This window comes from Streptomyces varsoviensis (genome assembly GCF_000718635.1).
GTDB classification, from domain to species: domain Bacteria; phylum Actinomycetota; class Actinomycetes; order Streptomycetales; family Streptomycetaceae; genus Streptomyces; species Streptomyces varsoviensis.
Genome location: NZ_JOBF01000006.1, coordinates 44853 through 61372 on the forward strand (window position 1 = coordinate 44853; position 16520 = coordinate 61372).

17 protein-coding genes are annotated in these 16520 nt (G+C 70.5%); 7 read left to right on the top strand and 10 right to left on the bottom strand.

Annotated features, from left to right (window positions below; genetic code table 11):
* Positions 1 to 155 precede the first annotated feature (155 nt).
* Genes IF55_RS11405 through IF55_RS37035 form a run of 3 tightly spaced genes read left to right on the top strand, consistent with a single transcriptional unit; the run spans position 156 to position 1474 of the window.
* Positions 156 to 1046 carry a helix-turn-helix domain-containing protein gene (locus IF55_RS11405; protein ID WP_030880420.1) on the top strand — a complete coding sequence of 297 codons (891 nt, stop codon included), beginning with the start codon at positions 156 to 158 and terminating at the stop codon, positions 1044 to 1046.
* An 11-nt stretch (positions 1047 to 1057) separates the two neighbouring features.
* The gene (locus tag IF55_RS37030; protein ID WP_078644163.1) at positions 1058 to 1252 is read left to right on the top strand and encodes a DUF397 domain-containing protein; all 195 of its coding nucleotides are present in this window, start codon (positions 1058 to 1060) and stop codon (positions 1250 to 1252) included.
* 30 nt (positions 1253 to 1282) lie between these two features.
* Positions 1283 to 1474 carry a DUF397 domain-containing protein gene (locus IF55_RS37035; protein ID WP_078644166.1) on the top strand — a complete coding sequence of 64 codons (192 nt, stop codon included), beginning with the start codon at positions 1283 to 1285 and terminating at the stop codon, positions 1472 to 1474.
* An 85-nt stretch (positions 1475 to 1559) separates the two neighbouring features.
* Here the strand turns inward: IF55_RS37035 and IF55_RS11410 are convergent, their stop codons facing one another.
* From IF55_RS11410 to IF55_RS11420, 3 genes are all read right to left on the bottom strand, one after another.
* A complete protein-coding gene (locus IF55_RS11410; protein WP_030880422.1) occupies positions 1560 to 2267 on the bottom strand; it encodes a DUF4232 domain-containing protein in 708 nt (235 codons plus the stop codon).
* A 309-nt stretch (positions 2268 to 2576) separates the two neighbouring features.
* Positions 2577 to 3296, bottom strand: coding sequence for a GNAT family N-acetyltransferase (locus tag IF55_RS38415; protein ID WP_245661158.1), 720 nt, complete (start codon positions 3294 to 3296; stop codon positions 2577 to 2579).
* A gap of 75 nt (positions 3297 to 3371) precedes the next feature.
* Positions 3372 to 4130 (bottom strand): SDR family oxidoreductase, encoded by a 759-nt coding sequence (locus IF55_RS11420; protein ID WP_030880427.1) that lies wholly within the window; start codon positions 4128 to 4130, stop codon positions 3372 to 3374.
* Positions 4131 to 4318: 188 nt separating this feature from the next.
* Between IF55_RS11420 and IF55_RS40505 the strand changes: the two genes are divergently transcribed.
* Entirely contained in the window at positions 4319 to 5260 is a 942-nt protein-coding gene (locus IF55_RS40505; protein ID WP_037964065.1) for a helix-turn-helix transcriptional regulator, read from the top strand.
* A 192-nt stretch (positions 5261 to 5452) separates the two neighbouring features.
* Here the strand turns inward: IF55_RS40505 and IF55_RS11430 are convergent, their stop codons facing one another.
* A complete protein-coding gene (locus tag IF55_RS11430) occupies positions 5453 to 6187 on the bottom strand; it encodes a TioE family transcriptional regulator (RefSeq protein ID WP_030880430.1) in 735 nt (244 codons plus the stop codon).
* Between the two features lie 57 nt (positions 6188 to 6244).
* Between IF55_RS11430 and IF55_RS11435 the strand changes: the two genes are divergently transcribed.
* Positions 6245 to 7501, top strand: coding sequence for an erythromycin esterase family protein (locus tag IF55_RS11435; RefSeq protein WP_078644174.1), 1257 nt, complete (start codon positions 6245 to 6247; stop codon positions 7499 to 7501).
* 549 nt (positions 7502 to 8050) lie between these two features.
* Positions 8051 to 9778 (top strand): ABC-F family ATP-binding cassette domain-containing protein, encoded by a 1728-nt coding sequence (locus IF55_RS11440; RefSeq protein WP_048831871.1) that lies wholly within the window; start codon positions 8051 to 8053, stop codon positions 9776 to 9778.
* Positions 9779 to 9836: 58 nt separating this feature from the next.
* Here the strand turns inward: IF55_RS11440 and IF55_RS11445 are convergent, their stop codons facing one another.
* Together IF55_RS11445 and IF55_RS11450 are read right to left on the bottom strand one after the other, a co-directional pair.
* Positions 9837 to 10505 carry a LysE family translocator gene (locus IF55_RS11445; protein ID WP_030880439.1) on the bottom strand — a complete coding sequence of 223 codons (669 nt, stop codon included), beginning with the start codon at positions 10503 to 10505 and terminating at the stop codon, positions 9837 to 9839.
* A gap of 269 nt (positions 10506 to 10774) precedes the next feature.
* Positions 10775 to 13300 carry an ATP-dependent Clp protease ATP-binding subunit gene (locus IF55_RS11450; protein ID WP_030880440.1) on the bottom strand — a complete coding sequence of 842 codons (2526 nt, stop codon included), beginning with the start codon at positions 13298 to 13300 and terminating at the stop codon, positions 10775 to 10777.
* 452 nt (positions 13301 to 13752) lie between these two features.
* Between IF55_RS11450 and IF55_RS11455 the strand changes: the two genes are divergently transcribed.
* Positions 13753 to 14364, top strand: coding sequence for an SCO3374 family protein (locus tag IF55_RS11455; RefSeq protein ID WP_030880443.1), 612 nt, complete (start codon positions 13753 to 13755; stop codon positions 14362 to 14364).
* Here IF55_RS11455 and IF55_RS11460 read toward each other — a convergent pair.
* From IF55_RS11460 to IF55_RS11475, 4 genes are all read right to left on the bottom strand, one after another.
* Positions 14343 to 14678 (bottom strand): histone-like nucleoid-structuring protein Lsr2, encoded by a 336-nt coding sequence (locus IF55_RS11460; protein WP_030880446.1) that lies wholly within the window; start codon positions 14676 to 14678, stop codon positions 14343 to 14345. The two genes, IF55_RS11455 and IF55_RS11460, sit on opposite strands and share 22 nt — an antisense overlap.
* Positions 14679 to 14887: 209 nt before the next feature.
* Positions 14888 to 15562 (bottom strand): amino-acid N-acetyltransferase, encoded by a 675-nt coding sequence (locus tag IF55_RS37055; protein WP_037964068.1) that lies wholly within the window; start codon positions 15560 to 15562, stop codon positions 14888 to 14890.
* A 9-nt stretch (positions 15563 to 15571) separates the two neighbouring features.
* Positions 15572 to 15964: a BlaI/MecI/CopY family transcriptional regulator gene (locus IF55_RS11470; protein WP_030880451.1), complete on the bottom strand. Its 393-nt coding sequence runs from the start codon at positions 15962 to 15964 to the stop codon at positions 15572 to 15574.
* Between the two features lie 236 nt (positions 15965 to 16200).
* Entirely contained in the window at positions 16201 to 16380 is a 180-nt protein-coding gene (locus IF55_RS11475) for a hypothetical protein (RefSeq protein WP_030880453.1), read from the bottom strand.
* Positions 16381 to 16520: the final 140 nt, after the last annotated feature.

A 16520-nucleotide genomic window follows, 5' to 3' on the forward strand; every position in this document is an offset into this window, starting at 1 on the left:
GCGAGGGCATGTCGACTGAGACGCTTCCGACATCACTGTGTGAGCATCGCGATACGTAGAGTAGAGTTCGCCTCATCATGAGTGCAACTCACTCTCGGTCATTGGCCTCCTCTGTCGTCTGCCACACTGAGAGCACACCCAAGGGGGCCCTGACCTTGGCATTGCGAACCGTCATCACCGAACGTCAACGTCGACTCGGCCTGGAACTGCGCAGGTTGCGTGAGCAGGCCGAGCTGACGGTCAGCGAGGCAAGCTCGCTGATCGGCATGGGTGCCACGCACCTCAGCCACATCGAGGCCGCCCGCACCGCCATCCCGGAGGACAGGCTGCGCGCCCTCGCCGAGGCCTACCAGGTCAAGGATGAACCGTACATCGATGCGCTGGTAGAGATGTCCGAGAGCAGCGGGAAGGGCTGGTGGTCCGCGTACCGCAAGTTCTTCCCCCAGTTCACCCTGGACCTGGCCGAACTTGAGTCGCGTGCGACGGCCATACACAGCTACGAGACTCTGGTCATCCCTGGCTTGCTCCAAACCGAGTCGTACATGCGGACCCTTTTCCGCAAAGGCCGCCCCGGGGCCTCACGCGAGGAGATCGAAAGGCTGGTGAGGTTCCGTCGGGAACGGCAGGAGATCCTCGGCGCCTGCCCAACTGTCACGTTTCACGCGGTGATCCACGAAGCGGCCTTGCGCGTGGCGGTGGGCGGTGCTCAAGTGATGAAGGAACAAGTCGTCCACCTCGCCCGGGCCTCCAAGAAGCCCGGCGTGACAATCCAGTTCCTGCCGTTCGAGGCCGGAGTCAGCTCAGGTTGGTTCAGCGCGCCGTTCACCCTCCTCAGCCCAGGGGTGCCCGGCCTTGAGACAGTCGTCGCTGAACATCCCTCCGCAAACCTGCGGCTCAGCGGCGCTGAAACCATCGCCCAGTACCAAGCGACGCTCGCCAGGCTCAGCGAGAACTCACTGCCTCCGATGCAAGGGGACGAATCTCAGGAGATGCACGAGCGGCGGGACTCCCTGGGGCTGGTCCGGCACGTCCTTTACACCTACTAGAGAAGGCCGCCATGCCTGAACTCTCCTGGCAGAAGTCCACATTCAGCGAAGGACCCGGAGTCAACTGCGTCGAACTGGCGGCACAGGCCGCCAACATTCACCTCCGCGAAAGCGATGCCCCCGGCGTAGCTCTCACCACGAGCCGAGAATGCCTCCGCGCGCTCCTGCGATACATCCGAACCGGCGAGCCCGAGCAAATGAGCTGAGCTTCGCCACTGACCCCACCAGGGGGCACCATGCCAGAACTGTCCTGGCAGAAGTCATCGTTCAGCACCGATCAGGCCAACTGCGTAGAACTCGCCACGTCCCCGGCGGGGATCCATCTCCGTGAAAGCGACGCCCCCGAGGCGATCGTCACTGCAAAGCGCCCGGCGCTTCGGGCCTTCGTTCGGGCCGTTCGGACGGACACCGTCAAGGACCGCCGCTGAGCGGCGAACGCCGGGCGGCGACGCGAAGCCCCCGCCGGGAGGGCCGTGGCGGGGGCTGTGGGCGCGTATTGGCTGAGCGGCAGGCTCAGTTGGCGAGGCCGACGGGGTGGAGCTGGATCTTCTCGTCGTAGGGGCCGGCGAGCTTCAGCGCATTGGCCGGCCACTTCAGGGAGACGCTGTGGGTCCCGTTCGGCGGGGTGACCAGGATGTTGGTCGGCTGGGCGAGGCTGTCGCCGCTGTGGTCGACGTCGTAGGAGATGTTGAAGGTGGCGGTGTCGCCGGGCTGCAGGTTGGTGATGCGGGGCTGGTTGTCGGCGCGCCGGACGGGGGCGGAGGTGCCGTCGGCGTCCTTGATGTCGGCGCCCGCGAAGCCGGTGGCGGAGCAGGTGGCGCCGCTCTTGTTGGTCATCTGGACCGTGACGTCGCCGGTGTTGTCGTCGGGCGAGGAGTCCACGGCCTCCATCGTCAGGTCGTCCGTGCTGCAGGACTTGAACGTCCCCCCGCCGTTGCCGGTACCGGCGGAGGCTCCCTCGTCGGAGCCCGACTTCGTGTTGCCCGCCTGCGCGCCGGCCCCCTCAAGGGCTGAGCGGCCCGAGGCGGACTTGGACGAGTCCGAGCTGTTGGAGCCGGCGACGGCGGCGTTCGCGCCGGTGTTGCCCGCGGCCTTGGAACCGCCGGTGTCGGAGCCGGAGCAGGCGGTCAGGGAGAGGCCGGCGGCGGCGACGAGGGCCGCGGCGGCGACGCGCAGGGTACGGCGGCGGGCGGTGGTGCGGGCGGCGGCGGTGGCGCTCATTTCGGGTTTCCCCCTGGGGAGTTGGTGACGTTGTCTCCTCGGTACGTCAACAACTCTGACCGGGCCCGCTACCGCCGGACTGCCGGACCGCTAACGCTCGGCTAACCAGGGGAGAGCGTGCGTGCCACGCCCCGGGTGATGCGGCTCGCGGCAGGCCGGCGTACGCGCACTCGGGCGCGGATGCCTCGCCCGTACGCTCGCGCCGCTCATACGCGCGTACCGCCCGTTCCCGCTCGTACGTCCGTACTGCCCATACCGCTCCTGCCGCCCGTACCGGCCGCCCCGGACGTACCCCGGCCACACCAAGGCTCAAGGCCGGTATACGCATGCCCCCAAGGGCGCGTGCTTCTTCCAGCCCAGCGACTCGTACAGGGCGCGCCCGGCGTCCGTCGCCGCGAGGATGCCCAGAGCGGCCCCGGCGCCCGCGGCCCGGTCGGCGAGTGTGCGCATCACGAACTGGCCGAGGCCGCGGCGGCGGTGCGCTTCCCAGGTCTCGATCTGGTCCGCGATCGCGGCTTCTCCCGCGAGGGCGATCTGCCCTCTGGCCGCCGGCTCACCCGCCGCGTCCAGGACCCGTACGCGGATGACGGAGTCACGGTTCTCCACCTCGGCCGTGTACCCGTCGGGCACCACCGGGTACGTGGTCGCGAGGTCGGTCGCCATCAGGTGGCCGGTCTCCTCGTAGGCCACCACCCAGCCCGTGGGGGCCCAGGGCGCTATCTCCTCCGGCTCGGCCGGCGTCTTGATCCAGGTCCTCGGGGTGGTCACGGATTCGGCCGCGCCGCGGATCAGCGCGGCGTCGGCCTCGGGGAGGACGTGCCGCCCGAATTCCCGGGGGTTGCCGGGCTCCTCGACGTACAGTCCCCAGGGCTTCTCCACCGGCGTCGGCGTCGCCCGTGAGACCGCCCAGCCGGCCACCCACGTCCGGACTATTCCCGCGACCGTCTCGGCCGTCTCCTCGGCCCTCTCCTCGACTGCTCCTGCGACCGTTTCCGTGGCCATCGAGCCCACCCCCGTCATCTTCCACATCGGCTACGTGTAATGGCTACCTGCCCGCAGCGCATATTACGTAGCCGAGGCTCGCCCCGCCATCCGGTTCAGCTCTTACCAGGGCACGGGGGTCCCGTCCCAAGAGAAGAACTCGCCGTTCGGCCCGTCCTCCGGCAGCAGCGCCAGCCGCACGGCCCCCTCGGCGGCCTCCGCCGGGTCCCCGCCCGCTGCCGCGCGCGAGTTGAGTTCGGTGGCCCGGAGGCCCGGGGCGAGCGCGTTGACCTTGAAGCCCTCCTCGTCCAGCGTCTGGGCGTACAGGACGGTGATGGCGTTCAGCGCGGCCTTGGACGAGCGGTACGCTCCCCCGCCGCCGTTCCCGAACGCGAACTGTGGGTTCGGGCCCGTACTCCAGGTCAGCGACCCGGTACCGCTGGAGATGTTCACGATCCGGGGGCGCGGGGAGCGGCGCAAGGCGGGCAGGAAGGCGTTGGTCACCGTGACGACCCCGAAGACATTGGTCTCGTACGTACGGCGGAACTCATCGGCGTCGCTCTCCGTCGGCGGCGCGAGGGAGGGCGAGACACCGGCGTTGTTGACCAGGACGTCCAGGTGGCCGGGGCCGGCCGGGCGGCCCCGGCCGTCCGCGCCGGCCGGCCGCTCCACTTCGGCCACGGCCGCGGCCACGCTGTCCGGGTCCGTCACATCGAGGACGAGGAGCCGCGCGGCGCCGCCGATCTCCTCGACGGCCCGCCGCCCGCGTTCGGCGTCCCGGGAGCCCACGTACACGACGAACCCCTCGGCGGCCAGCAACCGGGCGATCTGCTTGCCGATGCCTTTGTTGGCACCGGTCACGAGTGCTGTGCGATCGTTCATGACAGCCATGGTTCCCCGGCTGCGGTTCCCCTGCCAGGGACGACCTGTACCAGGCAGGCGGGAAGGCAGGCACCCGGACGTACTGGCCGGCGGACCTGCGGACGGGCGAACCGGCAGGCAGAGCAGCTAGCCGGCAGACCGGCGAGCAGTGGGCAGTGAGTGGGACAAACTGCGCGGAAGGAGAGGTCATGGCGCGACAGGAACTGGCCCGCTTCCTCCGGGAGCGCCGCGCGGCTCTGCGCCCGTACGAGCTCGGGCTGCCCGCCGACGCGCCGCGCCGGACCCCTGGCCTGCGCCGCGAGGAGGTGGCGGAACTGGCCCATATGTCCGTCGACTACTACGTACGGCTTGAGCAGGCACGCGGGCCGCGCCCGTCGGCCCGCATCCTGGAGGCACTGGCCCAGGCGCTGCGCCTCTCCCCGCCGGAACGCAGCCACCTCTTCCGCCTCGCCGGTACGAGCGCGCCGCCGCCCGCCGCCGAAGCCGTACGGAGCGTGCGGCCGCACGTGGCCCAGATGCTGCGGCGGCTGCCGGAGACCGGCGCGATCGTCACGGACGCCGCGTACGGCGTCGTCGCCTGGAACCCGCTGGCCCAGGCACTGCTGGGCGGCGACCTCGGGAGGGGGACGGCGAATCTGGCCCGCCGCCGGTTCCTGGGCGAGGGGCGCTGGTACGAGCGCCCCAGCGGGCCCAGTCGTACGAGCGGTACGAGCCGTACGAGCCGTACGGGTCGTACGGGCCGTACGGGCAGGCCCAGCGGCGCCAGCAGCGCCGACGACCCCAGTAGCACCGGCGGCCCCAGCAGCACCAGCTTCGAGGAGTTCGGGACCATCGTGGTGGCGCGGCTGCGCCGGGCCGCCGACCGCTATCCGTACGATCCGCGGCTCGCCGCCCTGCTCGACGACCTGCACGCGCACAGCGAAGAGTTCCACCAGCTCTGGGAGACCCGCCCGGTCCACGCCCCAGGGCACCGCACCAAGACCCTCGACCACCCGACCGCGGGCAGGCTCCGGCTGAACTGCGACGTTCTGCTCGTCCCCGAGGACGATCAGGAGATCGTCCTGATCACGGCCGATCCGGGGTCGCCGTCGGCGCGGTCGCTGCGCAGGCTGGCCGCGACGACGGGGTAGGCGGGGGCTGCACGAGGGCGAGGCCGGTGCGGCGGGGCTTGAACCGGCGCGGGGCCTGGCCCCCAGGCCCTGACATGGACGGCGGCCCTCAGCCCTGTGCCCGGCCGCGTCCCGCCCGCGTCCGCGTCCCGCCCGCGTCAGACGGCGCGCGGGCCGGAGTAATCAGTCGCACCCGCGTCAGTCGCGCTCGCGTCAGTCGCACTCGCGAAGGTACGCCTCCAGCCCGGCCGCCCCCGACAGCATCGCCCGCGCGCGGGCGGTCAGCCGGGCGTGCCAGTCGCTCAGGGCGCCCTCCAACGGCTCCAGCCCGCCGGCCGTCCGTACCTGGGCGATCAGTGGGGCGATCTGCTCCAGCAGGTAGCCGCCGCGCCGGAGTTGGTGGGCGAGCCGGGCGTCCCGTACGTCGGCCTCGTCGTAGACGCGGTAGCCGGTCGCCCGGTCGCGGCGCGGGCGCACCAGCCCGGCGCGCTCCCATTTGCGCAGCGTGGCGGGCCGGATTCCGAGGTGCCCGGCGAGCGGCCCGATGAACATGCCGCCGGGGCCGGGGACTTCGGCCGCCCCGGCGTGCCCCGCGCCGCGTTCCAGATCTCGGAGGGCGCTCTCCACGGCCTCCAGAGTCCGCCGGTCGTCGAGGAGTTGGGCGTGGCTTTCGTCGATGAGACGGAACGCCGTGTCGGTCGCGCCCTGGTTGACCGCCTGCATGATCGACGTCGCCGCCTGGTGGCCGTGGCCGGGCAGCAGGGCGAGAAAGGCGCGCAGCGCAGCCGCGTGCAGCGGGGTGTAGGCGCGGTAGCCGCTGGGTGTGCGGTCGGCGGCCGGGAGGATGCCCGCCTCCTCGTAGTTTCTGATCGCCTGCGTGGAGAGACCGTGCTCGCGTGCCAGGTCAACGGGCCTGAGCCGTACGCCCCTTTGAAGGTTTCGCCACATATACCGACCATAGCGCGGGAAACCTTCCACCGAGGGTTCAACGATACAGTTCAAGGCATGGCCACTGGGACGAAACACACCGCCGCCATCAGCACCAAAGCCTCCGAAACTCTCCAAGCGCTTGAAGCACCCGAAGCCCTCGAAGTCGAAGCCGCCGCCCTCATCAGCCTGCTCCCCACCCCGCCCCGAATCCTCGCCCTGGGCGAGCCCACCCACGGCGAGGACGCTCTGCTCGAACTGCGCGACAAGCTGTTCCAGCAGCTCATCCAGGAGGAGGGCTACCGGACGGTCGCGATCGAGAGCGACTGCATAGCGGGCCTGCTCGTGGACGAGTACGTGACGACGGGCACCGGCACGCTCGACGAGGCCATGGAGCACGGGTTCAGCCACGGTTTCGGCGCGTCCGCGGCCAACCGCGAACTCGTGCGCTGGATACGGGCCTACAACGACGGTCGGCCCGCGGCCGACCAGGTCCACTTCGCCGGGTTCGACGGCCCGTTGGAGATCACCGGCGCCGCGAGCCCCCGGCAGCCCCTCACCGCGCTGCACGACTACCTCGCGGACCGGGTGGACGCGGCCCTGCTGCCCTGCACCGCGGACACCCTCGACCACCTGCTCGGCGCGGACGACCGGTGGACCGATCAGGCCGCGATGATGGATCCGGCCAAGTCCGTGGGCCAGTCGGCCGAGGCCCGCGAACTGCGCCTCCTGGCGGACGACTTGGTGTCGCTCCTCGACACGCAGATGCCCCACCTGATCACCACGGACTCGCGGGCCGACCTGGACCGGGCGCGCTTGTACGGGCGTACCGCCACCGGCCTGCTGCGCTACCACCACTGGATGGCGGACCCGGCACCGTCCCGCATGTCACGCCTGTGCGCACTCCGCGACGCGATGATGGCCGCCAACCTCCACGCGCTCGCCGACCGGGGCCCGACGCTCGTCCACGCCCACAACTCCCATCTCCAGCGGCGCAAAAGCTCCATGCGGATGTGGCAGGGGCCGGTGGAGTGGTGGAGCGCCGGCGCGCTGGTGAGCGCCGACCTGGGCGAGGAGTACGCCTTCGTGGCCACGGCCCTCGGCACCATCCGCCACCAAGGGGTCGACACCCCGCCCCCGAACACCCTCGAAGGCCGCCTCTACGCCCTCCCGGCCCCCCACTCCCTCCTCAGCGCCCCCCGCCTGGCCACCACCCTCCCCTCGCCATCCCCCACCCCCCGAGAGTCCCCTTGGTTCGGCTACGCCCCCCTCGACCCAACCCACCTCCCGACCACCAACGCCCTCATCTACATCAAGGACGTCCCACAGCGATAGCGCCCGCGGGCCCTGGCCCCAGAGGCGGCGCCCACCAGGCTCCGGAGCCAGACCTCGGCCCCAGGGCCCCAGAGGCGGTGCCCCAGAAAATGGAGGGACCCCTCCGACAAACCCCGCTAGCCTGTTCCCATGCATATGCGTTTCTTCTTCGTCTGATTCGCCTTCGGGAGCCGTGGCGCTTCCCGGGCGGCGGTGGGTGGCGGCTTTGTGCCGGGCCCGTGGTGATCGGATTACTTGGCGGCTGCTCGGCGGTGCGGTAGGCACGGGCCGGTGAATTGGCGCGCCGTGATCGGACCGTATCGGGTCCGTGTCGAGTCCGTTTCGGATAGGTGGTCCGTCGGGTCCACTGGGCGCGTTTGGCCGTATCCGGTGGGTCGTATCCGGCGGTGCGTATCCGACAGGGCCGTATCCGGCCGCATCCGGCCGTCTTCGATCGGTCCTGATCGCGTTTGACCGCGTCCGTTCACGCCCGTGCGCAGGCAATTGGCTCCCTCTCGGTGACCCCGCATTACTCATGGTTACTTCGCTGCCGAGAAGGTGGATCCGCATATGCAGAACTCATATCGCTCACGCCCCGCTCCGACCGTCGAGAGCGCTCAGATTTTCCAGATCACCCTGACCGATGTCGTTCGGGCGCCCGCGCCCGGGCGGCCGGCCGTGCTGGACGGGGTGGGGGTGTCCGTCGCTCTGGGTGAGCGGATCGGGGTGATCGGGGAGAACGGGTCGGGGAAGTCGACGCTGCTGCGCATGATCGCCGGGGTCGACGCGCCCGATGCCGGGCAGGTGCTCGTACAGGCCCCCGGCGGCCTCGGCTATCTGCCGCAGACGCCGGACATCCCGCTCGACGGCACCGTACAGAGCGCCGTCGACCACGCCCTTGCCGACCTGCGGCGGCTCGAAGCGCGGATGCGCGCCGTCGAGGACCGGCTCGGGCGCGGTCCCGACGATCTCGATGCCGTGCTCCAGGAGTACGGCGCGCTCGTCGAGGCGTTCGAGGCCCGCGACGGGTACGCCGCCGACGCCCGGGTGGAGGCGGCCCTGCACGGGCTCGGGCTCGGCGACATCGGCCGGGAGCGGGTGCTCGGCAGCCTCTCCGGCGGCGAGCTGTCCCGGCTGGGGCTCGCCTGCCTGCTCGCCGCGTCCCCGCAGGTCCTGCTGTTGGACGAGCCCACGAACCATCTCGACCGGGCGGGGCTGGAGTGGCTGGAGGAACGGCTGCGCCAGCACCGCGGCAGCGTGCTGGTCGTCTCCCACGACCGGGTCTTCCTGGAACGCGTCGCCACCGCCCTGTGGGAGGTCGACGCCGAACGGCGCACCGTTACCCGGCACGGCAGCGGCTACGCCGGGTTCCTGCGCGAGAAGGCGGCCGCCCGGCACCGCTGGGAGCAGGAGCACCAGGACTGGCTCGCCGAAGTGGACCGGCAGCGCGCCCTGGCCCGTACCGCCGCCGACGTCCTGGCGTCCGGGCCGCGCCGGGACGCGGAACGGTCCTCCCAGCGCCACCAGCGCAACGTGGAGAAGCAGATATCCGCCCGGGTGCGCAACGCCAAGGAGCGGCTGCGGCGACTGACGGAATCCCCCGTTCCGCCGCCCCCGGCGCCGATGCGCTTCACCGCGCGCCCCGCGGGCGGGACCGCCACCAGCGGCCGCGGCCCCCTGGCCGACCTGGCCCACGTCCGCGTCGGCGACCGGCTCGACATCGAATCCTTCGAGGTCAGGCCGGGCGAACGGATACTCGTCAGCGGGCCGAATGGAGCCGGCAAGAGCACCCTGCTCCGCGTCCTCGCAGGCGCCGAGGAACCCGACCACGGCCACGTCACCCGCGCCCGCAGAACCGGCTGGCTCCCGCAGGAAAGCGCCGGCGAGATCACCGACCCGCGCGCCACCCTGCTCGCCGCCTACGCCGAGCCCCTGCCCGACGCACCCGGCGCGCCCCTGCCCGGCACGTCCCTCCCCGGCGCGCCCGAGGAGCACCGCGAGGCGCTGCTCGGACTCGGCCTCTTCCGCCCGCACGACCTGCTCACGCCGGTGGGCGCCCTCTCCGTCGGCCAACTGCGCCGGCTGTCCCTGGCCCGCCTGCTACGCCGCCCGGTCGACCTCCTGCTTCTCGACGAGCCGACCAACCATCTCTCCCCCGCCCTGGTCGAGGACCTGGAGGAGGCCCTGACCCACTACCGGGGCGCGCTGGTCACCGTCTCCCACGACCGCATGCTCACCCGGCGCTTCGAGGGCCGACGCGTCGAGCTGGCCGCCGGGCGCCTGCGCCCCCAGAGCTAGCCCGTACGGCCAGGAGGGACCCGGCCGCCCCCACGCCCTCAAGGGGCGGTCAGGCCCCTCAGTCGCCCAGCGCCAGCTTCACGCCGAATCCCACGATCACCGTGCCCGTCACCCGGTCCAGTACCCGCCGCGCCACCGGCTTCCGCAGCCAGCCGCGCAGCGCCCGCGCGAAGGCGACGAGCACCGTCGACCAGAGCAGGCCCAGCACCACGTGGACGCTGGTGAGCAGCAGCCCCGTGGCGAGGTGCGGCGCGGTCGCCGGGATGAACTGCGGCAGGACGGCGACGTAGAACACGCCGACCTTGGGGTTCAGCGCGTTCGTCAGCAGTCCGCGCCGCCAGCCGCCGAGCAGGCTGTCGGACGGGCCGCCGCCGAGCGCCGCCGGCCCCGCCCCGGCCTCCTGCCGCTCAGTGCCGCCCTCGCCGCCGCCGTCGCCGCGCCAGGTGTGCCAGAGCATCCGGCCGCCCATCCACAGCAGGTACGCCGCCCCCGCCCAGCGCAGCGTCTGGTACGCGACCTGGGAGGCGGCCAGCAGCGCCGTGACGCCCAGGGACGTCAGGGCGCCCCACAGGAGCGTGCCGCTCTGGATGCCCAGCACGACGCCCCAGGCCCGGCGCCGCTCGCCCAGGGCGGCCGTCCGCAGCACGAGGGCGGTGTCGAGCCCGGGGGTGAGCGTGAGCAGCCCGACGACCAGGGCGAAGGACCAGAGCGCGGTGGTGATGGCCATGCGGCCGACCCTACGCACCCGCTCCCCCGGCGGCGCGATCACCCCCGAACCGCTCCGGACGACGTTGCGGCCGCGACCCGGCGCCCAGGGGATCGACCGAGCAGCGCCCCCACCGCCCGGCCCCGCACGCGTGGGGCCGACCCCGGTCCGTAAACGAAAATGGGTGAACGGAAGAAGGCATCCCCGGTCCGTCAACGAAAAAGCCGGCCCCGGACCGTCACATACGGTCCGGGGCCGACCCCTCGCACATCGCCGTCAGGCGTTGCGCATCACGCGTCCTTGCTCAGGTTCGGACCGGCGCCGCCGGCCGCCTGCTCGATCGGCGGGGTGTCCGGCAGGGCCGCCTTCTCCTCGCCGCGGAAGGTGAACTTCTGCTGGTCGCCCTCGCCCTCGACGCCGACGACCACGATGTGACCGGGGCGCAGCTCACCGAAGAGGATCTTCTCGGAGAGGACGTCCTCGATCTCCCGCTGGATCGTCCGGCGCAGCGGCCGGGCGCCCAGCACCGGGTCGTAGCCCCGCTTGGCGAGCAGCGACTTGGCGTCCGCGCTGAGCTCGATGCCCATGTCGCGGTCCTTGAGCCGCTCATCCACCTTGGTGAGCATGAGGTCGACGATCTGGATGATGTCTTCCTCGGTGAGCTGGTGGAAGACGACCGTGTCATCGACGCGGTTGAGGAACTCGGGGCGGAAGTGCTGCTTGAGCTCTTCGTTGACCTTGTTCTTCATGCGCTCGTAGTTCGTCTTCACATCGGCCGTGCCCGCGAAGCCGAGGTTGAAGCCCTTCGAGATGTCCCGGGTGCCCAGGTTGGTCGTCATGATGATGACCGTGTTCTTGAAGTCGACGACCCGGCCCTGGGAGTCGGTCAGCCGGCCGTCCTCCAGGATCTGGAGCAGCGAGTTGAAGATGTCCGGGTGGGCCTTCTCGACCTCGTCGAAGAGGACGACGGAGAACGGCTTGCGGCGCACCTTCTCGGTGAGCTGGCCGCCCTCCTCGTACCCGACGTAGCCGGGGGGAGAGCCGAAGAGCCGGGAGACCGTGTGCTTCTCGCTGAACTCCGACATGTCGAGGGAGATCAGCGCGTCCTCGTCGCCGAAGAGGAACTCGGCGAGCGTCTTGGACAGCTCGGTCTTACCGACGCCGGACGGGCCCGCGAAGATGAACGAGCCGCCGGGGCGCTTCGGGTCCTTCAGGCCCGCACGCGTGCGCCGGATGGCCTGGGAGAGCGCCTTGATGGCGTCCTTCTGGCCGATGACGCGCTTGTGCAGCTCGTCCTCCATGCGCAGCAGCCGCGAGGACTCCTCCTCGGTCAGCTTGAAGACCGGGATGCCGGTGGCCGTGGCCAGGACCTCGGCGATCAGCTCGCCGTCGACCTCGGCGACGACGTCCATGTCGCCGGCCTTCCACTCCTTCTCCCGCTTCGCCTTGCCCGCGAGGAGCTGCTTCTCCTTGTCGCGCAGCGAGGCGGCCTTCTCGAAGTCCTGCGAGTCGATCGCGGACTCCTTGTCCCGGCGCACGTCGGCGATCTTCTCGTCGAACTCGCGGAGGTCCGGCGGAGCGGTCATCCGGCGGATGCGCATCCGGGAGCCGGCCTCGTCGATCAGGTCGATCGCCTTGTCCGGCAGGAAGCGGTCGGAGATGTACCGGTCGGCCAGGGTGGCGGCCTGGACCAGCGCCTCGTCCGTGATGGAGACCCGGTGGTGGGCCTCGTAACGGTCGCGCAGCCCCTTGAGGATCTCGATGGTGTGCGGCAGCGACGGCTCCGCGACCTGGATGGGCTGGAAGCGGCGCTCCAGGGCGGCGTCCTTCTCCAGGTGCTTGCGGTACTCGTCGAGCGTCGTGGCGCCGATCGTCTGGAGCTCACCCCGGGCCAGCATCGGCTTCAGGATGGAGGCCGCGTCGATCGCGCCCTCGGCGGCGCCCGCGCCCACGAGGGTGTGCAGCTCGTCGATGAACAGGATGATGTCGCCGCGGGTGCGGATCTCCTTGAGGACCTTCTTCAGGCGCTCCTCGAAGTCACCGCGGTAGCGGGAGCCGGCGACGAGCGCGCCGAGGTCCAGGGTGTAGAGGTGCTTGTCCTTGAGGGTCTCGGGCACCTCGCCCTTGACGATGGCCTGCGCCAGGCCCTCGACGACCGCCGTCTTGCCGACGCCGGGCTCGCCGATGAGGACCGGGTTGTTCTTGGTACGGCGGGACAGCACCTGCATGACCCGCTCGATCTCCTTCTCGCGCCCGATGACCGGGTCGAGCTTGGATTCGCGGGCGGCCTGGGTCAGGTTGCGGCCGAACTGGTCCAGGACGAGGGAGGTCGAGGGCGTGCCCTCGGCCGGGCCGCCTGCCGTGGCGGCCTCCTTGCCCTGGTAGCCGGAGAGCAACTGGATGACCTGCTGCCGCACCCGGTTCAGATCGGCGCCCAGCTTCACGAGGACCTGGGCGGCGACGCCCTCGCCCTCGCGGATCAGGCCGAGCAGGATGTGCTCCGTACCGATGTAGTTGTGGCCGAGCTGAAGGGCCTCGCGGAGCGACAGCTCCAGGACCTTCTTCGCACGGGGGGTGAAGGGGATGTGCCCGGACGGGGCCTGCTGGCCCTGCCCGATGATCTCCTCCACCTGCTGGCGGACCGCCTCGAGCGAAATCCCGAGGCTCTCCAGGGCCTTAGCGGCGACACCCTCACCCTCGTGGATCAGGCCCAGGAGGATGTGCTCGGTGCCGATGTAGTTGTGGTTGAGCATCCGGGCTTCTTCCTGAGCCAGGACGACAACCCGCCGCGCGCGGTCGGTGAACCTCTCGAACATCGTTAATCGCTCCTCAGAGCGGTCAGGCAGATCGGGGACGGTCCCCTCCCTGTCCTTCCGCATGCTAGTCCCGTAGGACGGGACAGCTCATTCCAACTGCCGACATCCGTCCGGATCACCCCCACCGCAGCGGGGAAACCAATTTGGCGAACAGCCGACATCTGCTCCAACCCGATGGTGCGAGACGATGTTCCCGCAGGCCAGGCATATACGCCCGTCACCAGTACGCCGATGGCGAACGCCGAGCCTCCTGACACGCGGACCGCCCCTCTCCACTAGGGATGTCTTACCCGTCAGCACTGACAGTCCATGCCGCGCGGGCGGATTCCATCCGCTACGGGCGAACACCCGCGCGCCCCCTCGAAGCCTCCGAACCCCCCTTGCCGATCACGGTTCGCTTCGGGGTATGGACCGAGCGTAACCTCTGTCGGTTCGCGCCAGTTGCAGCAGACATGACTCCCGCCGCCCCCGTGCCCCGCCCCCGGGCGCCGCTCGACGCCGTTCGGCGGTGGTACGAGCGCGAGCTGGGCTGGCCCGCCGCCGGCGGCACGGCCGGGGAGCCCGTACAGCTTCTCACCGGGGTGCGGTTCGACGTGCTGGAGCTGCCCTCGGACGCCGGGTTCGCGGTGCTGCGGCGGGTGGCGCGGACCGGTCCGGTCGCGTACGACCCTGCCGCGGGCGCCGTGCGGCTGCTGGTCGCCGCGGGCAGCGCGGACGAGCTGCCGGGGCTGCTCGACTGGCTGGAGTGGGGCGGCATCGCCCTCGATCTCACCGCGCTCGGAGCGGGCGGCCGGATCGCCGCGCCGACGCCGGACGCGGTCGCCGGTTCGCGGGAGGCCGTGCGGGTCGGCTCGCGGGAGACCGTGTGGGTACGGCCTCCCGAACCGGGGTGCGAGGTCGAGCCGACGCTGCCGGTCACCGGCCTCGGGGGCGGTGGGGGCGCCCCCGATCTCGTACGGCTCGTGGGCGCGGCGGCCACGGAGTGCCACCGGGCCCGGTTGCTGCGCGCCTCGCGGGCTCGCAGCGGTCGGCCCTCGGGGGTTCAGCCGTTGGCCTTCTCGTAAGCCTCACGCACCGTCGCGGGCACGCGGCCGCGGTCGTTCACCTCAAAGCCGTTCGCCTTCGCCCACGCGCGGATCTTCGCGGTGTCCTGGCTGCTGCCCGCGCCGGCGCGGGCCTTGCCGCGGCTGGCCGCGGCGCGACCGCCGGTGCGACGGCCACTCTTCGTGTACGGCTCAAGGAGGCCACGCAGCTTGTCGGCGTTGGCCGTGGTGAGGTCGATCTCGTAGGTCTTGCCGTCCAGCGCGAACGTGACGGTCTCGTCGGCCTCGCCACCGTCGAGGTCATCGACAAGAAGGACCTGAACCTTCTGTGCCACGGGGGATTCCTTTCACAGAAAAGGGGGTCTGGGGTCCACGGCGATAGCAGCGCATGTCGCTGCCCCAGTAATTACACTACGAGGGAATAGCAAACCGCCTTTCCCGGAAAAACACAAACCCCCGGGGAAGGTTCGCCTCGGCTTCCGCGTGGGAACCACGCGTTCCAGAGCCATGTGATAGGGGCGCGATTCGGACATAGGGCCCGCGATCACAGATGCAGAAGCATCCGGCTGTTGCCAAGGGTGTTCGGCTTCACCCGTTCGAGACCTAGGAACTCGGCAACGCCCTCGTCATAGGAACGCAGCAGCTCACTGTAGACATCACCATCGACCGGTGTCTCGCCGATCTCCACGAAGCCGTGCTTGGCGAAGAAGTCGACTTCGAAGGTGAGGCAGAAAATTCGGCGCACCCCCAGCCACCGAGCCGTCTCCAACAGCTTGTCCAGAACCAGATGACCGACGCCGAGCCCCTTGACGCTCTTGTCGACGGCGAGAGTACGCACCTCGGCCAGGTCTTCCCACATCACATGGAGCGCGCCGCAGCCGATGACCTCGGCGGGCGTCTCTTCGGCTCCAGTCGCTTCGCGGGCTTCGGCGACTTCGAGGGCTTCGCCGACATCGGCGACTTCGGCGACTCGGGCGACTTCGGCGGTCTCGGCTTCGATGGCCGTACGGGCTTCAGCGGCTTCGATGGCCGTAGTGGCTTCAGCGGCTTCGACGGCACGCTCGGCGACCCAGAACTCCTGGATGTCCTCGTAAAGCGTCACCATGGCTTTGTCGAGGAGGATGCCGTCGGGTACGTACGAGTCGATGAGCCGGCGGAGCGCCGGTACATCGCTGGTCCTGGCCCGGCGGACGGTGACGACATTCGATAGTGCGGCCATGGCCGGACGCTATCGCCCCGCCTCGTCGGAGCTGTCATCGGGCCTGAGTTGCACCACTCGCATCGCATCCCGCAGGGCGTCCCGCTCTTCGGCGGACATCATCCCGAAGAACGCCACCAGAGCGGCCGCCCGGTTGTCGCTGACGGACCACGCGTCGTTCATCAGTGCGGCCGAGTAGGCGGCTCGCGTGGAGACCGCGGCATATCTATAGGCGCGGCCTTCCACTTCCCGGCGTACCCAACCCTTCTGATACAGGTTGTCCATCACGGTTATGACTGTCGTGTAGGCGATGGAGCGTTCCCGCTGAAGGTCTTCCAGGACTTCTCGAACAGTGACGGGACGGTTCCACTCCCACACGCGCGTCATGACGGCGTCTTCCAGATCACCCAGTCGTCGAGGCACACGCGAATAATAGTGGGAGATGTCTCCAATGCCGGTTTATTTGAGCGACATAAAGAGGCGCGCGGGCCGCGATTTGTGATCGCGGCCCGCGCGCCTCCGCGTAACGAGGCCGCTGCCTTACTGGTCCCATAGCGGGGCGGTGGCGGCGGACGACGGGCGCCTACGGGATGCCGGAAGAAACTCTGGGCAGAACCTTGGCGAGTCTCGAAGGGGCCTTGAACGAGCCTTGGGCGAAATCAGGCCCCGGAACCCTTGGGCGTCTGCTGGGCGGATTCGACGCGGTTGAGCACGGCATCGACCGCGGCGTCTTCCTTGCTCTTGTTCGCGCCGCCCTGGCTTTTGACGATCGTCACGATCAGGGCGATGAAGGCCACCGCCATCACGAGGGGCGGGACCAGCGCGGAGACGTAGTCCATGGCCGTCGGCCTCCTTCTGCGGCTGCCGCCGCGATTGCTGCGCGAGACATCCAGATTAGCGACTCGCGCCCGGGGCGCTCGGGCCGGGTGGCGGAATCGGCGCGCGCCGCCCCGGCCCGCCCCCGTACGCCCGGCGCCTT

Excerpts from the sequence above, each read along its gene's own strand:
- IF55_RS11440 (WP_048831871.1), top strand. The coding sequence starts at position 8,051 with ATGCAGAACTCATATCGCTCACGCCCCGCTCCGACCGTCGAGAGCGCT.
- IF55_RS11445 (WP_030880439.1), bottom strand. The coding sequence starts at position 10,505 with ATGGCCATCACCACCGCGCTCTGGTCCTTCGCCCTGGTCGTCGGGCTG.
- IF55_RS11420 (WP_030880427.1), bottom strand. The coding sequence starts at position 4,130 with ATGAACGATCGCACAGCACTCGTGACCGGTGCCAACAAAGGCATCGGC.
- IF55_RS38415 (WP_245661158.1), bottom strand. The coding sequence starts at position 3,296 with ATGTGGAAGATGACGGGGGTGGGCTCGATGGCCACGGAAACGGTCGCA.
- IF55_RS11475 (WP_030880453.1), bottom strand. The coding sequence starts at position 16,380 with ATGGACTACGTCTCCGCGCTGGTCCCGCCCCTCGTGATGGCGGTGGCC.
- IF55_RS11455 (WP_030880443.1), top strand. The coding sequence starts at position 13,753 with ATGACTCCCGCCGCCCCCGTGCCCCGCCCCCGGGCGCCGCTCGACGCC.
- IF55_RS11410 (WP_030880422.1), bottom strand. The coding sequence starts at position 2,267 with ATGAGCGCCACCGCCGCCGCCCGCACCACCGCCCGCCGCCGTACCCTG.
- IF55_RS40505 (WP_037964065.1), top strand. The coding sequence starts at position 4,319 with ATGGCGCGACAGGAACTGGCCCGCTTCCTCCGGGAGCGCCGCGCGGCT.
- IF55_RS37030 (WP_078644163.1), top strand. The coding sequence starts at position 1,058 with ATGCCTGAACTCTCCTGGCAGAAGTCCACATTCAGCGAAGGACCCGGA.
- IF55_RS37055 (WP_037964068.1), bottom strand. The coding sequence starts at position 15,562 with ATGGCCGCACTATCGAATGTCGTCACCGTCCGCCGGGCCAGGACCAGC.
- IF55_RS11435 (WP_078644174.1), top strand. The coding sequence starts at position 6,245 with ATGGCCACTGGGACGAAACACACCGCCGCCATCAGCACCAAAGCCTCC.
- IF55_RS37035 (WP_078644166.1), top strand. The coding sequence starts at position 1,283 with ATGCCAGAACTGTCCTGGCAGAAGTCATCGTTCAGCACCGATCAGGCC.
- IF55_RS11450 (WP_030880440.1), bottom strand. The coding sequence starts at position 13,300 with ATGTTCGAGAGGTTCACCGACCGCGCGCGGCGGGTTGTCGTCCTGGCT.
- IF55_RS11430 (WP_030880430.1), bottom strand. The coding sequence starts at position 6,187 with ATGTGGCGAAACCTTCAAAGGGGCGTACGGCTCAGGCCCGTTGACCTG.